The sequence below is a fragment of the Paenibacillus sp. yr247 genome, assembly GCF_900103825.1.
Classification (GTDB): domain Bacteria; phylum Bacillota; class Bacilli; order Paenibacillales; family NBRC-103111; genus Paenibacillus_E.
This window is the reverse complement of sequence record NZ_FNIF01000011.1, coordinates 81,431-95,146: the sequence shown is the minus strand read 5'-3', so window position 1 is coordinate 95,146 and position 13,716 is coordinate 81,431. Positions and strand designations below refer to the sequence as shown.

At 44.0% G+C, this 13,716-nt stretch carries 18 protein-coding genes; 9 read left to right on the top strand and 9 right to left on the bottom strand.

Going from position 1 to position 13,716, the window contains the following annotated elements:
* Window positions 1-37: 37 nt before the first annotated feature.
* Window positions 38-358 (top strand): winged helix-turn-helix transcriptional regulator, encoded by a 321-nt coding sequence (locus BLT91_RS18590; protein WP_090823611.1) that lies wholly within the window; start codon window positions 38-40, stop codon window positions 356-358.
* 69 nt (window positions 359-427) lie between these two features.
* Here BLT91_RS18590 and BLT91_RS18585 read toward each other — a convergent pair whose 3' ends face one another.
* The gene (locus tag BLT91_RS18585; RefSeq protein ID WP_090823608.1) at window positions 428-1,375 is read right to left on the bottom strand and encodes a ring-cleaving dioxygenase; all 948 of its coding nucleotides are present in this window, start codon (window positions 1,373-1,375) and stop codon (window positions 428-430) included.
* Window positions 1,376-1,736: 361 nt separating this feature from the next.
* Here BLT91_RS18585 and BLT91_RS33585 point away from each other — a divergent pair, with 361 nt between their 5' ends.
* Window positions 1,737-2,108, top strand: a complete 372-nt coding sequence (locus tag BLT91_RS33585) for a methyl-accepting chemotaxis protein (RefSeq protein WP_368086827.1) — start codon at window positions 1,737-1,739, stop codon at window positions 2,106-2,108.
* A 67-nt stretch (window positions 2,109-2,175) separates the two neighbouring features.
* Entirely contained in the window at window positions 2,176-2,472 is a 297-nt protein-coding gene (locus BLT91_RS18575; RefSeq protein ID WP_090823604.1) for a methyl-accepting chemotaxis protein, read from the top strand.
* A gap of 73 nt (window positions 2,473-2,545) precedes the next feature.
* Here BLT91_RS18575 and BLT91_RS18570 read toward each other — a convergent pair whose 3' ends face one another.
* The 3 genes from BLT91_RS18570 to BLT91_RS18560 all read right to left on the bottom strand — a co-directional run bounded on the left by BLT91_RS18570 (window position 2,546) and on the right by BLT91_RS18560 (window position 4,032).
* Complete coding sequence (locus BLT91_RS18570) at window positions 2,546-2,758, bottom strand: helix-turn-helix domain-containing protein (RefSeq protein ID WP_090823603.1); 213 nt, start codon at window positions 2,756-2,758, stop codon at window positions 2,546-2,548.
* A gap of 67 nt (window positions 2,759-2,825) precedes the next feature.
* Window positions 2,826-3,011 carry a hypothetical protein gene (locus tag BLT91_RS18565; protein ID WP_090823601.1) on the bottom strand — a complete coding sequence of 62 codons (186 nt, stop codon included), beginning with the start codon at window positions 3,009-3,011 and terminating at the stop codon, window positions 2,826-2,828.
* A 163-nt stretch (window positions 3,012-3,174) separates the two neighbouring features.
* The gene (locus BLT91_RS18560; RefSeq protein ID WP_090823599.1) at window positions 3,175-4,032 is read right to left on the bottom strand and encodes a helix-turn-helix transcriptional regulator; all 858 of its coding nucleotides are present in this window, start codon (window positions 4,030-4,032) and stop codon (window positions 3,175-3,177) included.
* A 157-nt stretch (window positions 4,033-4,189) separates the two neighbouring features.
* Here BLT91_RS18560 and fabF point away from each other — a divergent pair, with 157 nt between their 5' ends.
* A complete protein-coding gene (gene fabF, locus BLT91_RS18555; RefSeq protein WP_090823597.1) occupies window positions 4,190-5,425 on the top strand; it encodes a beta-ketoacyl-ACP synthase II in 1,236 nt (411 codons plus the stop codon).
* A gap of 113 nt (window positions 5,426-5,538) precedes the next feature.
* Window positions 5,539-5,928 (top strand): helix-turn-helix domain-containing protein, encoded by a 390-nt coding sequence (locus tag BLT91_RS18550; protein WP_090823595.1) that lies wholly within the window; start codon window positions 5,539-5,541, stop codon window positions 5,926-5,928.
* Window positions 5,929-6,041: 113 nt separating this feature from the next.
* On the opposite strand, the gene BLT91_RS18545 is transcribed toward BLT91_RS18550, so the two are convergent.
* From BLT91_RS18545 to BLT91_RS18530, 4 genes are all read right to left on the bottom strand, one after another.
* Window positions 6,042-6,764: a metallophosphoesterase family protein gene (locus tag BLT91_RS18545; RefSeq protein WP_090823593.1), complete on the bottom strand. Its 723-nt coding sequence runs from the start codon at window positions 6,762-6,764 to the stop codon at window positions 6,042-6,044.
* 92 nt (window positions 6,765-6,856) lie between these two features.
* Window positions 6,857-7,546 carry a metal-dependent hydrolase gene (locus BLT91_RS18540; protein WP_090823591.1) on the bottom strand — a complete coding sequence of 230 codons (690 nt, stop codon included), beginning with the start codon at window positions 7,544-7,546 and terminating at the stop codon, window positions 6,857-6,859.
* Window positions 7,547-7,820: 274 nt separating this feature from the next.
* Window positions 7,821-8,726, bottom strand: a complete 906-nt coding sequence (locus tag BLT91_RS18535) for an ATP-dependent DNA ligase (RefSeq protein WP_090823590.1) — start codon at window positions 8,724-8,726, stop codon at window positions 7,821-7,823.
* A gap of 33 nt (window positions 8,727-8,759) precedes the next feature.
* Window positions 8,760-9,866, bottom strand: coding sequence for a threonine aldolase family protein (locus tag BLT91_RS18530; protein WP_090823588.1), 1,107 nt, complete (start codon window positions 9,864-9,866; stop codon window positions 8,760-8,762).
* Between the two features lie 101 nt (window positions 9,867-9,967).
* Here BLT91_RS18530 and BLT91_RS18525 point away from each other — a divergent pair, with 101 nt between their 5' ends.
* Both BLT91_RS18525 and BLT91_RS18520 read left to right on the top strand, forming a co-directional pair.
* Window positions 9,968-10,261, top strand: a complete 294-nt coding sequence (locus BLT91_RS18525) for a Rieske (2Fe-2S) protein (RefSeq protein WP_090823586.1) — start codon at window positions 9,968-9,970, stop codon at window positions 10,259-10,261.
* A 75-nt stretch (window positions 10,262-10,336) separates the two neighbouring features.
* On the top strand, window positions 10,337-11,689 hold the full coding sequence (locus tag BLT91_RS18520; RefSeq protein ID WP_090823584.1) for an amino acid permease: 1,353 nt from the start codon (window positions 10,337-10,339) through the stop codon (window positions 11,687-11,689).
* On the opposite strand, the gene BLT91_RS18515 is transcribed toward BLT91_RS18520, so the two are convergent.
* Complete coding sequence (locus tag BLT91_RS18515) at window positions 11,686-12,312, bottom strand: LysE family transporter (RefSeq protein WP_090823708.1); 627 nt, start codon at window positions 12,310-12,312, stop codon at window positions 11,686-11,688. The two genes, BLT91_RS18520 and BLT91_RS18515, sit on opposite strands and share 4 nt — an antisense overlap.
* Before the next feature lie 133 nt (window positions 12,313-12,445).
* Between BLT91_RS18515 and BLT91_RS18510 the strand changes: the two genes are divergently transcribed.
* On the top strand, window positions 12,446-13,210 hold the full coding sequence (locus BLT91_RS18510; protein WP_090823582.1) for a MerR family transcriptional regulator: 765 nt from the start codon (window positions 12,446-12,448) through the stop codon (window positions 13,208-13,210).
* 367 nt (window positions 13,211-13,577) lie between these two features.
* The gene (locus BLT91_RS33580) at window positions 13,578-13,700 is read left to right on the top strand and encodes a hypothetical protein (RefSeq protein WP_302847516.1); all 123 of its coding nucleotides are present in this window, start codon (window positions 13,578-13,580) and stop codon (window positions 13,698-13,700) included.
* Window positions 13,701-13,716: the final 16 nt, after the last annotated feature.

Below are 13,716 nucleotides of genomic sequence, written 5' to 3'. Positions count from 1 at the left end.
AAATAATAACTAATTTTCAAACGAATGAGGTGACGATATGAGTGACGAAAAGCAAAGTAAACTATTATGTGAAAAGGTGGAACTTTCTCACCAATTAATAGGAAAAAAATGGGTCAATTTAATCATTCATACATTAATGGACGAACCAAAACGGTTCAGCGAAATTCACGCTTATATTCCGGATCTTAGCAAACGCATGCTTAATGAACGTATGAAGGAACTTGAAGAATTCGGGATCATCATTCGAAATGTCATAACAGAGCGCCCAATTCGAACCGAATATTCATTGACAAGAAAAGGCATTGAACTAGGCAGAGCCCTCAAAGTCGTTGAGGAGTGGGCTGAACAATGGCTGTAAACAAGGCTAAGGGGCCATTCCTTTAGAAGAAATGGCCGCGCTTATGCTCCCAATCATTTTATGCTTTAGTTATTTGTGTTTTTTCAAGGCCCTTACTTCGATAGGATAAAGGTTTGCCTCGATTTGTGAACGAGTGGGTTCATACCACTCGGGCAGCATCAATTTGGTTCCTAACGATTCCGGCTTCTCATCACGGGCAAATCCCGGTGGATCCGTAGCGATCTCAAAAAGTAAGCCGCCGCCCTCTCTGAAGTAAATCGCATTGAAATATTGACGGTCAATAATGGGGGTTACGCGGTAGCCATATTCTTCGACTTCATTTCGCCACATCGCATGTTCTTCGAAATCCTTCGCCCTCCATGCAATGTGATGAACGGTTCCCGCACCTTCGATGCCCCAATCCACGCTAGCCAAGGGAACGTCGATCACGTTGCCGATCGTTCCGTTTGAGCGAAAACGAGCATAGGTTGCGTCCTCCACAACCTTTTTCAATCCTAGTATGTTCTCTAGTCCATCCATCGTTTGTTTTGGGTTCATGCTGAACAGAATTGCCCCGCCGAAGCCTTTTATCGCTTTATCCACGGGAATGTCGTCAAAGGACCATTTACTGTTCGCTCCTTCTTCCCGTTCGACAAGTTCAAGACCCAAGCCCTCATTGTCCGAGAATTGAAGAGAATGTTCAGAAAATCGGTTTACCTTCGTACACGCAATATCAAAGTTTCTTAACCGTTCTTCCCAAAAGCCGAGTGAACCCGGAGGTACTACATAGGTGGTAATGCCTACTTGCCCCCCACCGATTCTTCCTTTCTCCGAGTTCGGCCATGGAAAGAATGTAATGATTGTGCCTGGGCTTCCTTCTTCATTCCCAAAATACAGGTGATACACGTCGGGAGCGTCAAAGTTAATGGTCTTTTTGACTAGCCGAAGACCCAAAATTCCTGCATAAAAGTCAACATTTTCTTGTGGATTCCTAGCAAAAGCAGTAATGTGGTGAATGCCTGATGTCTGAAGTGACACGTTAAAATCCCTCCGTTATCTTCAATTAAGATATTGTAAAACAAAATTTCAGTTGAAAAAAGGTTTCAAGAAATGAATATGGAAAAAAGCCGCAAAAAGCAGCCTTCTTCACACCACCAGACTATTATTTACAAGATTCATTCTCTTATACAGTAAAGTTAACGCTTATTGTGCTGTTTTGGGTCCCTTTTTGAGTAAAGAATCAATTGAAACTAGATAACTGCCATTTAAGAAAAGATAAATAGCGACCCCAATCATGGAAAGATCAAGCTCGTATCCGGCCAGAGACGGTCAAAGGGGCTGAGCATCAGGTTACTCGTACAGAAGATGGCTCCAAAGGAATAATGGAAATGACCGAGGTATTCAGCGGATTGCAGAATCATCCGCAATTGCAACAAATGCTTCTTTCGTATCTACGCAGAATGCGCAAGGAGGTTATCAGGCGATGGATAAGGTCATGAATCAGATGGAATCGCTGCAAGCCTCGTTTAATCACACAGCAGGGACAGTGAAAAGGCTTCACGAGTACTCGCAGCAAATTGGTCAAATTATCGAGGTCATTAAGGGTATTTCGGCGCAGATCAATCTGCTGGCGCTCAATGCATCCATTGAGGCAGCAAGAGTTGGTGAACATGGGCGGGGCTTTACCGTAGTAGCAAACGAGACAAGGAAGCTCGCGGCACAGTCATCCTCATCGGTGGATGTCATCTCCGAGCTCATTCGACAAGTATAAGAGGTTAAAGAGCAAACGGTACATTCGATGTTACAGGTTCAGGAAGATTTACATCTGGGACAGGTCTTTGTGGAGGATACAAATACCTCTTTCCAGAACATCCTTCATTCGGTATCTGAGATCTCCGGTCAAATTTCAAGGCATTTCAGCAGCTTCACAGCAAATTGCAGCAAGCTCAGAGGAAGCGGCTGCAACGTTTACGGAAATTTCATCGATTACGAAACATTCATTTGAGCGGTTTGAAACGATTTCCGACTTTTCGCAAGATCAGCTGCAATCCATTGAACAACTGACGAACCAAGCGTATGTGCTGAATCAAATGTCTCAGTCGTTGCGCTTGCAGATTGGCCGTTTTACTGCATAATAAGAAAATGAAACAAAGCTTGATCCACAGGCAATTTATTGGATAAAGCTTTGTTCTCTTTATTTACATTATTTCACATAAACTCAATCCGAAATAAATCCTCCAAATCCTTACCGAGTAAATCACTCAACTTCTTCGCTGTCGCAGGTCCTACCGATTTTATTGATCGTTCCAGTAAGCTGATATAAGCATGGCTTAAGCCCGAATGCTTCGCTAACTCTCTTTGGGAGTAACCCTTAATAATTCGCGCTTTGATAAACACTTCGGTCTTGGCCATAATTCTCATAGCCACCATCCTCCCCGCCGTCGCAAGGTGAAATAAAATTTTTTGGGAGCGACTCCGAGGCTGATGCTCAACGGATTTCGGTTTTTATACCTCTATTCTGCTTGGCATTAGTCCAATCGGAGGAGTTCATCACTTCATATATTGCATCTTGCATCTCTGGGTCGTTACCATCAACCGCCTGTTTGAAGAGTTCGATGACCAATGTGTCCGGCTCATAGCTTGAAATATTCAAATTGTTGTTCGTTTCGGTCATGACAGTAACATTCCTCCTTGTTCTAGAACTTGTTTCCATTCCGTTGCATCGGCAATACCGCTCAACCCCCGTTCTCATTTTGTTCCCCTAATAAATATTATTATATCATTATTATTTACTAAAGCAACAACTATTGTTTACATTAGTATATTTTTATATCAAACTAGGAATGTTGTTCTTGATCATCCATTTTGCGCATCAGTTGTCTAACTTTCGTATCTGTATCGGAGCCAACGGACGGAGTGTACACGCTGCAGCGAAGGTCGGTTGACCCTTGGACCTGAAGTGTGGTCAAATCGAACAGCATTTTACCGACTTTCGCGTGGCGGAATTCGATAAAAACCTCCGGCGCAGAGCTAACATCGCTATGATTCCAAAATTCTCGAAAATCCGCATTCCGCTCACTGATTTGCTGAATGAATTCACTGTACCAGTTGTCTCCTACATATTGACCGTAATAGGAACGAAATATCGCCAGAAAACCCCGTACAAAGTCACTCCAGTTCACGGCCAGTGCTTTCAGCTCTTTGCGTGTAAAAAGCAGCCATATTAAATTCCGTTCCTCTAACGGGACTTGTTCAAAATCAAGAAAAACAGCCGCTGCGGCTTGATTCCATCCGACGATATTGCATCTGCGATCAGAGATAATCGTTGGACAATCGTGCAGCTCTGTTAAAATGCGATTTAGAGCGGGACTTACTGTCGGCGCACTGTCCACAACAGCTGTTGGCGCAGGCTGCTCAAGAGCTAGCATGAATAGATATTGACGTTCATCTTCATTGAGCTGTAAAGCTAGAGCAACCCTATCCAAAACCTGGGCAGACATCTTGATATCTCTACCTTGTTCTAACCACGTATACCAGGTCGTACTAACACCTGCAATTGTCGCGACTTCTTCTCTGCGCAAACCAGGTGTCCGTCTTCTACTGCCAACCAGCAGTCCTGCTTTACTGGGTTGTATCTTGGCGCGATGCGCAGTCAGAAATTCAGATAGAGCTTGCAACCTTTCCCTCGTATTCATCTCAAATGCCTCCCAACATGTTTATCCTATTAGTCATTATACCCGTATAAATGGTTACTTGTAATAGGATAAAAACTGTGACAATCTAAGTGAAAGTGAGTGAAAATACTTACGATGTCAGATTTACTGAAGTAACACTCTAAGGAGGTTTGATTATATGAAACGTGTTGTCATAACAGGAATGGGTGTTGTTACACCGATAGGTAATAAAGTAGAGACGTTCTGGAACCATCTAACTGAGGGGAAATCAGGCATATCGAAAATTGATACGATGGATGTGTCTGCTTATGAAACAGATTTTGCTGGAATAGTTCGCGACTTTGACCCTGAAGCGGTGATCGGTCGACGTGATGCTCGCCGTATGGATCGCTACTGTCAGTTTGCCGTTGCTGCCGCTAAGCAAGCCGTCGAGGATGCTGGGCTTATCCTTGATGAACGTAACGCGGAGCGTATAGGCGTCTACATTGGATCCGGTATTGGCGGCATTCATACGATGCTGGAGAATTATCGCACGCTGCTTGATCGCGGCCCAAGCCGCGTGAGTCCGACCGTCGTTCCGATGATGATCGCTAATATGGCAGCCGCGCAGGTTAGCATCCTGTTCGGCGCTAAGGGGCCTGTTTTGGCGCCTGTGACTGCTTGCGCCACGGGTAATAACGCCATCGGCGAAGCCTTTAAGCTAATCCAGCGCGGAGGCGCGGATGCTGTCATTGCCGGAGGCGCGGAAGCGACGATCACCGACCTCGCGCTGGCGGGCTTCGGTAATGCGACGGCGCTGTCGACGCGTTCTGACGCGCCGGAACAGGCGAGCCGCCCGTTCGACGCGCAGCGCGACGGTTTCGTTGCTGCCGAAGGCGCCGGCGTGCTTGTGCTGGAGTCGCTCGAGCATGCCCAGCGGCGGGGAGCCCACATCCATGCCGAGATCGTCGGCTATGGATCAACCTCGGATGCCTACCACATCGTGGCGCCCGATCCTCAAGGCTCGGGGGCGTACCGAGCCATGCGCGAAGCGATCGCTGACGCCGGACTTGCGGTCGAGGAGATCGATACGATCAACGCGCACGCGACAAGCACGATTGGCGGCGACTTATCAGAGACGCTGGCGATCAAGCGGCTGCTTGGCAGCAGAGCTTATGACGTGCCGATCAGCGCGAACAAATCGATGCTTGGCCATATGCTTGGCGCAGCTGGCGGGGTTGAAGCCGTCGCGCTCATCAAGACGCTTCAAGAAGGCCTTATTCCTCCGACGATTAATCTCGAGCATCCAGACCCGCAGTGCGATCTGGATTATGTACCTCTAGTGGCAAGGCGTGCAGAGTTACACGTCGGTCTATCTAATTCATTCGGCTTCGGCGGACATAACGCTGTACTTATTTTCAAAAAATACGACTAAACAGGCTCGCCAGCTTTCCCTCTTTCTTCTTACCCCAATTGTAATTACTAAAGTTAACTGTTACTATCAAATTGTTAACTAATGTTTACTTACGTGCGTGAGGGTGAGAGTACATGTATTTTTACGACAAATTAAAAGATATGCGCAAATTGAAAGGCTTCACTATTCGTGAGCTTGCCGATCGTTCAGGTGTCTCGGCAGCTTACATCTCCCAACTGGAGAACGGTAATCGCGGCATCCCTTCGCCGGAAGTATTAATGAAGCTATCAGAAGGGCTTAACACCTCCTATTCCGAGCTTATGGATATCGCTGGATATCTGGAACCGTCCCAATCCGTACAGAAATTCCAAAGTAATCCCGTCAACTTGCGCCGTTTCCTCCGTGAGAATGAGCTCATGTTCGATGGTTTTGTATTAACCGCTGAAGATAAAGAGTGGGTCGAGCGGATGCTGACCGTCTTATTCTGGAAAGAGCGGCAGTCAACTAAAACTGACGAACAATGAGCAGAATATGCGTAAATAAAGTACGAAAAGGGAACTGGCCTTAATGGCTAGTTCCCTTTTATTTTTGATTCCTGCCTTGTTTCAACGTTCTCCTTTTTCCCATTGCGTCTAGCCTATTTCAGAAGACCATTTCGAACAATTCTTGTCATCATTTCAGCATTCGGATACTGCACTTCTTCATACTGCTGTACCACGTCTTCAATCCGATAGGGAACACGCTCGATCGATGTATGAATTTGTCCATGATCAATTTCCACAATGGCATAAGCTGCTTTAGGCATCCCGTCAAAAGGCAGACCTACGCTTCCGATATTCATCAGTATTTTGCCATCCATATAACGAATGAAGGGCTTGTGAATATGAGCATAAATGAATATATCCGCATCCGACGCAAACATGAGCTTTGATTTCAGTACCTCGTCACCTGCGCCCGGCAAAACAACTTCGAACAAGCTATCTGGTGTCGCATGGAACGCGTGGATGGAGGTGCCCTCGATATCAAGCATCAATTCCGACGGCAACCCCTCCAAATAATCGATATCCGCTTGGTCCAATTGGGCTACCGTCCACTCCCGTTCTATTTTCATCTTTTCAATGACCTGGTCCGGGACTTCTCCATGGTTTACGCCGCGAACAACCCATTCATCCGCATTCCCTTTAATGACCTTGGTATGTAAGGAACGTATCAATGCAAGAGATCGTTTGGGATCCGGCCCGCGGTAGCAAAGATCTCCCAGAACATAAATTCGGTCAATCTGCTTCTTCCTTATGTCCTCTAGAACGGCTTCAAGTGCAATAGAATTACCATGTATATCCGAAATAAAGGCTATTTTCACTCGGGTCCCCTTCTTTATTCCTTATTTCATGATTGGATAGTCAATCACTATGACATTTTCAATGATTCCCTCTAATGGCTGTTACATCTTTCTTAGAATGCTAGATTTTGACCAGGTTCCATCACAATACCTTTTATTCCCTCAGAAGCCAAACTTTCAACAAAAGCATGTGGATCTTGCTTAATGATAGGAAAGGTGTTGTAGTGCATAGGTATGACCATTTTTGCTTGTAAGAACTTGGCGGCGATAACGGCATCGCGGGGGCCCATCGTGTAGTTGTCTCCAATCGGCAGGAAGGCAAGATCAATGGCATTTAATTTGCCCAGTAATTGCATATCTCCAAATAAGCCTGTATCCCCTGCGTGGTATATCGTTTTCCCCTCCACTGTAATGAGGAAACCAGCAGCCATACCCGTGTATATATTTTCTTTGGAACCGGGCGGGTTATAAGAAGAATCATGTAAGGCCATTGTCATTTTCACCTTACCAAAAGGAAACTGATATTCTCCGCCAATCCCCATTCCGTGGGTTTGTGCTCCTTGAAAAGACAAGTACCTCCCCAAATCATTGGGAGCAATAATGGTGGCTTGATTTTGCTTTGCAATCTCGAGTGAGTCACCTACATGATCGCCATGACCATGCGTGACGAGTATGTAATCTGCCTTAATGTTTTCCGGTTTCACTACGGCCTGAGGGTTATGGTTTAAGAAAGGATCTATGATGAGCGTGTGGCCCTCTAACCGAATCTCAACACAGCTTTGTCCATGAAAAATAATGTTCATACAATCTCTCCTTCGTAATTTGGTAATTTTTAAGCTTATTTTATCATACCTCATTTTATTAAATAATGCCCGCTGCTCCCAGCGGGCATTTCATCATGTTAATGACTTTGTTGAACCTGCGAAAGAACTGGATGTTTCTCGTTGGTCGCCAAAGCTCCGGGATTCTTCTTCCGACCAATCAGCCAATAGCCTGGAATAAAATGCTTGTCTTGCTTGTTTTACTTCTAGAAGCTGCCCTAACGGTTCCGTTTGTTCTCGTATCTATGTTACCACTTCAAGATTCCCAAATACATTCCTCAGGCTTTTTATCCAGCAAAAATCCACGGAAGACCGTTGTCCTTAATTGGTGCGTATCCGTTCTTTCCAGATATTCAATCCGGCAGCACAACCGCGGCTCGATCCACTGCGTTTTCTCATCTGTTGCCGTACTCAATTGCTTACCAAACACTAAAAATAATTCCTTGTCTGCTGGCATAAAACCAAACTCAACCACACCAACGGGCTTATTCTTCACCGTTCTGAAATTCAAACCGATAACAAGCCCGAAAGGATTCGTTCTGTACCCCAAGATGACAACATCAATAGATTTGAAATGCTTTATCTTAAGCCAATCCTTACTTGTGGTATTCAGAAAATATTTCGAATCCTTTCGCTTAGCAACGATGCCCTCCATGTCTCGTTCCTTCGTTAAATCAAACATCGCTTTACCTTGCCCTTCAACGAACATCGTCGGCATAATAATTGACGTAGAATCGACGATTTCGCCTAGCCGCTTTTTTCGATCCATCAATGGTTCTTTCAAATGATCTTTATCTGTATACAGGACATCAAATAGAACGAAGGTTGCCGGATGTGTGTGTACCGCACTGCTAATTCTGGCAGAATGACTTATTCGACCACGATAAGAAAAATCATCAAATACGGGTCTACCAGCTCGTAATACAATTCCCTCACAATCTAAAATAGCCGAATGAGTCCTGATTGCAGCAGCTGCTTCTTTTAACTCTGGAAACTTGCTTGTAACCATTTGACCATTACGTGTATAAGCCTCAAAACGAGTCCCCTGCTTGTGCAAAAGGATTCGCCAACCGTCCCACTTTGGCTCAAATATGTAGTTCTCGTCATTAAAAGCTTCTTTACCGATACTGACGATCATTGGCTTAATGGATGTAAAGAGCATTACAGATCCCCCCTAGCACCCAGTGTGGCTTTTTCACAAATAATCTAAACTGCTGATTCTCAACTTTCCATCGAGCCATTCAAATGCTTTCCTGAGCTCCTTTTTAGGTATATTTGCAAAGCGATCACCGATCGTAACCTCATAATAACAGGTTGTCTCGCTGCTCTCTCTTAAATAATGGGTTAAGCCAATTCCTGTTTCGTTATACAAAGATATTAATATAGGTTCGAGCTTCTCTTTTGGCACATTTACATGTACATGAAACATATTAGTCACAGGTTCTATTGGTTTTGTTTCAACCCCATAGCACTGATTGTAGAAACCTGCAAGCTCTTTGGCTTCCTCATAATACTGCGCCATTTTATGCGATCGTTGTTTGAAATAGTAGCCGGCACTGAGGATATACGGATAAAGGCTGATTAAATCGCCTCCGTAACGTCTTTTCCATACTTTGGATTCTATTGTAAAAGCTTCATCACCTGCAAGAATGGCCCCTGCAATCCCTCCGATTCCTTTATAGAAAGAAATATATACACTATCAAAAAGCTCGCAAATTTCAACAGCTGACTTTTGATAATAAGGTAGAATCTCATAAAGTCGTGCACCATCAAGATGTAATTTGATCCCTTTTTCGCGACAATAGGCAGAAATGGCAACAAGTTCCTCGTAGTCCGGTAACTGCCCACCAATTTCACGTTGTGGCAATTCAAGCAATAAACAAGCAATATCCTCCTGCAAATTGACGACATCTTCCAGTCGAATCAACCTGTCCTTATCCGTCAGCAAAACAGATTCGATATGGTGCAATTCTTTCAACCCATCTTGTTCATGGATCTCCAAATGACTCAAGGGATGATAGGCCACTTTCTTTATGCCCTTCTGATCACACCAGATTCGTAAGGCGATTTGCTGCGCCATAGTTCCACTAGGAAAAAATACAGCTGATTCTTTGCCTAAAAACGCTGCCATTTCCTCTTGAAAATCTTCTATCAGCTTGCCAGTCCCATAATTATCGCTGTCCAGATTTCCATCAAAACTGTTTAATGCCTCTTTTAATACTTGAATGTTTCTTTTGCCATTGCCACCTATTGGATAGTTGGTTTGATTAAATGCTTCTAATAAAGGATTGTTTTTGTTCATTTTATGTTACTCCTTTGTATGGTTGACTTACTTCTCTCACTTGGTATAAACACAGCTGTAGATTATAATCTAGCTAACTCAATTTGAAAAGGAGATTATTCATGAAGGAAAAAATCATTGGACCGAAGGATCAATTTACAACGTTTCCTGCAGAGGTCCAGGTAAAGGGCAAACGATACTTTCTGACGGAGGAGGAAGGCACTTATAACTTACTGTCTAGTGTTTGCCCCCATGCTGGCTACACAGTGGAACTTGAAAACGGAGAGCTTGAGTGTCCGATGCATGGTTGGACATTTGAAGGGCATACCGGACGTTGTCATAATGTGCCCAGCGCTAGACTCGCCTCATATGAGGTCATTCTAAAAGACGGCATGCTGTTCGCCCGGATGGCATGACCCAAAGTATATTTTACCAATGGACAAGCTATAATAACAGCTGTTCTTACCTTTTGAACAGTTTTAGGAGGCAATATGTCCAATAATGTGAAGAATGGTAAATTAGCTCCTATGAAGTGGTGGCAGCTGGCCTTGCTTGGGGCTGCCTCTATGATTGGTACCGGTTATTTCTTAGGTTCAGGGATTGGCATCAAAATGGGCGGCGTATCTGTCATTTTCATGTATATTCTAGCTGCCATTGGCACCTATATTGTTTTTGATGTTTTGTTCCGAATGACGGGAGAGGATCCCCAACAAGGATCTTTTCGGACATATGCCAAGAATGCGTTTGGACGCTGGGCAGGCTTCACCAGTGGATGGGTCTATTGGAGCTCAGAGCTTTTGATTATGGGGAGTCAATTAACTGCTCTATCCCTGTTTACCCGATTCTGGTTTCCAACGATACCCATGTGGATTTTTGCAACGGCGTATGCCTTGTTAGGGTTAGGTGTTATCTTGCTCGGGACTCATGCTTTTGAACGTTCGGAGCATGTTTTTGCTATTATCAAAGTATCCGCCATCGTTATATTTCTCATCATCGCAGGGGCCGCGGTATTTGGATTTATCAGGGGTGGCGAACATCAGCCGAAGTTCCCTATTACAAAAGAAACCCTTTTGCCAGCCGGGATAATTGGTTCTTGGTCCTCACTCATTTATGCTTTTTATGCCTTTGGCGGTATCGAAGTCATGGGTCTAATGGCAACGAGATTGAAGCGGCCCGAGGAGGCTCCTAAAGCAGGGAACATCATGATTCTTCTTATAACTACCATTTATGTCGCATCGCTTATTCTTGCTTTAACTTTAATCCCCTTGGATGCCTTGCAGGGAAAAGAAAGCCCGTTTCAGGTTGCTTTGAGTACTTACAATCTCTCTATTGTCCCGCATGCGTTCAATGCTATTTTAATTATTGCGGGCTTTTCTACGATGGTTGCATCTTTGTTTGCGGTAACAACGATCTTAGTCACATTAGCGAAAGACCATGATGCCCCCCTGATATTTGCCAAACAAACTAAAGGATACAGACAGATGCCTTTACCCGCTATTGGGTTTACCGCTGGTGGAGTAAGTGCAACGGTGCTCATGGCTCTTGCATTACCGGAGGAGCTATTTGAATATGTAACAACGGCGGCTGGAATTATGCTGCTATTGAATTGGCTCTTTATCCTTCTAACCTCAGGCCGGTTATTACACTTATCCGTGTGGGGAAAGATCAAACGATATACTGGCATGGTCCTGATCCTAACTGCAATCGCAGGTACTGTCTTTCATCCAACGAGTCGAGCGGGATTTTGGATAAGCCTCTTATTTATCATAATCATAGGCTTGGTTACATTAGGGATGAAATTCAAGCCTAAACAGGATAATCGTGAGGTGCGGCCTAAAGCCTAGCCTAACAGGGCATGGAACGCTTTTATCCCAAAATGCATGCCAAACCCGATTAGGGATAGCCCTGAGACGATGGAAATGGCTGAGAGCGAACGAGGTGTTAGAAATCTCCTAAACGTACTGGCTAAGGACGCCATTGCAATATCCCACATCAAAATCCCTACGAACATCATCCCCGTATACAACAATACGTGATTTCTATCAAATATAGCAATCGTTTCCGCTAAAACCGACCCATAGATACCTAGCCAAAAGAGTATGGATAAGGGACTGGTAACGGCCATGATAAAACCGGAGAAAAACGATTTCGCTAGCGTCTCTGCTGTCCTATAACCTTCTCCTTTAATTTTCCCATCGCCAATCAAACTTTCGGTTCCTGAGTATAGTAAAATAAAACAGCCGAATAGCCAAAGAAAAGTCTTCATAAAAGGCGTTGTTAGAAAATGAACAAGTCCGAAATAAATGAGGATAATCAATATAACATCAGCAAGCATGCCTCCCATTCCTACTAGCCAAGCATGCAGGAAGCCTCGCTTAATACCTCTGTCCAACATTGCTGCATTAATAGGGCCAATAGGAGCTGACAGAGATAATCCCAAAAGTAAAAAACTTAGCAACGTATTTATTTCAATCACCCATTCTTGGTTATACGTACATCCCTCAATTATCCTATTCTTAGAATAAGGCTTGTATAACAAAAAAGTGTTTGACATTTACGCTACGTAAAGCTGTACTGTTATGTTGTCAGGAGGTGAACAGATGGAATACACCGTACAGCATCTGGCTCGGTTGGCTGGGGTTAGCACCAGAACGCTTCGGTATTATGATGAGATTGAACTTCTTAAGCCGGCAAGAATCAATTCGTCAGGATATCGAATCTATGGTCAGGCGGAAGTAGACAAACTGCAGCAAGTTCTGTTCTACAGAGAACTAGGGGTCAGTCTAGACAGTATTAAAGAAATTGTAACAGCCCCCTCTTTCAATGGAGCCAATGCCCTCAAAGAACATCGTGAACAGCTCCTCGACAAAAGAAAACAATTAGATTTGCTGATTGCAAATGTTGAAAAAACAATTGCCTTAACTGAAGGGAGAATAACCATGACCGATAAGGAGAAATTTGAAGGCTTCAAGCAACAGCTGATTGATGATAACGAGAACAATTACGGGAATGAAATTCGTGAGAAGTATGGTGATGATACCGTTAATAAGTCAAATCAAAAATTAAAGAATATGACCCAAGAAGAGCATGAAGAGGTAACAAGATTGGCGAATGAAGTGACCGCTACATTAGCGGAAGCTTTCAAAAACGGCGACCCCGCTAGCGATATAGCACAAAAAGCCGCAGATTTGCATAAGCAGTGGTTATCCTATTACTGGAGCGAATACAGCAAAGAAGCGCATGCCGGCCTCGCCCAAATGTATGTGGATGACGAACGGTTTAAGGCCCACTATGATGAAAATCAGCCGGGCACGGCAGAGTTTCTGCGAGATGCTATTCATATTTATACAGGCTCTAAAAAATAAAGCATTTAATAGACACTAGCATTTTTTCTACTATCACCTAAAAACATCCAATTCTTTTACAAGAGACCTGAATATTCTAATATTGCACCAGCCAACCAGCAGCCGCGTGCATGTCACCACTCAGACCTAAAAAGCCCAGGAACCTTGACCCTTGAGGTTCCTGTGCTTTTTGGTCATTCTTACTTGGCCACGGCTGTGACAATTGGTTTCACGAACGCTTTGCTTTGCCATGCCATTAACACGGGAAATCTTGCGTCTCCAGCTGCCCTAAGGGAATTAATCACTACAACGAAACTAAAATTGAATAATAATCTTGAGACTGCTCACAATAATGAAGGTTTTAAATATAATCTAAGGATGTGGACTAATGTCGAACCAACAAAAAAATCAATCCAATAAACAAAAAAGTCAAAAAGCAAGTGAAAACAATAAAAATAATAGCAGCAGCAATAATGGTATTGATGATGCAAATAAACATCCTGGCAGTTAAAAATCTTACAAAAAAC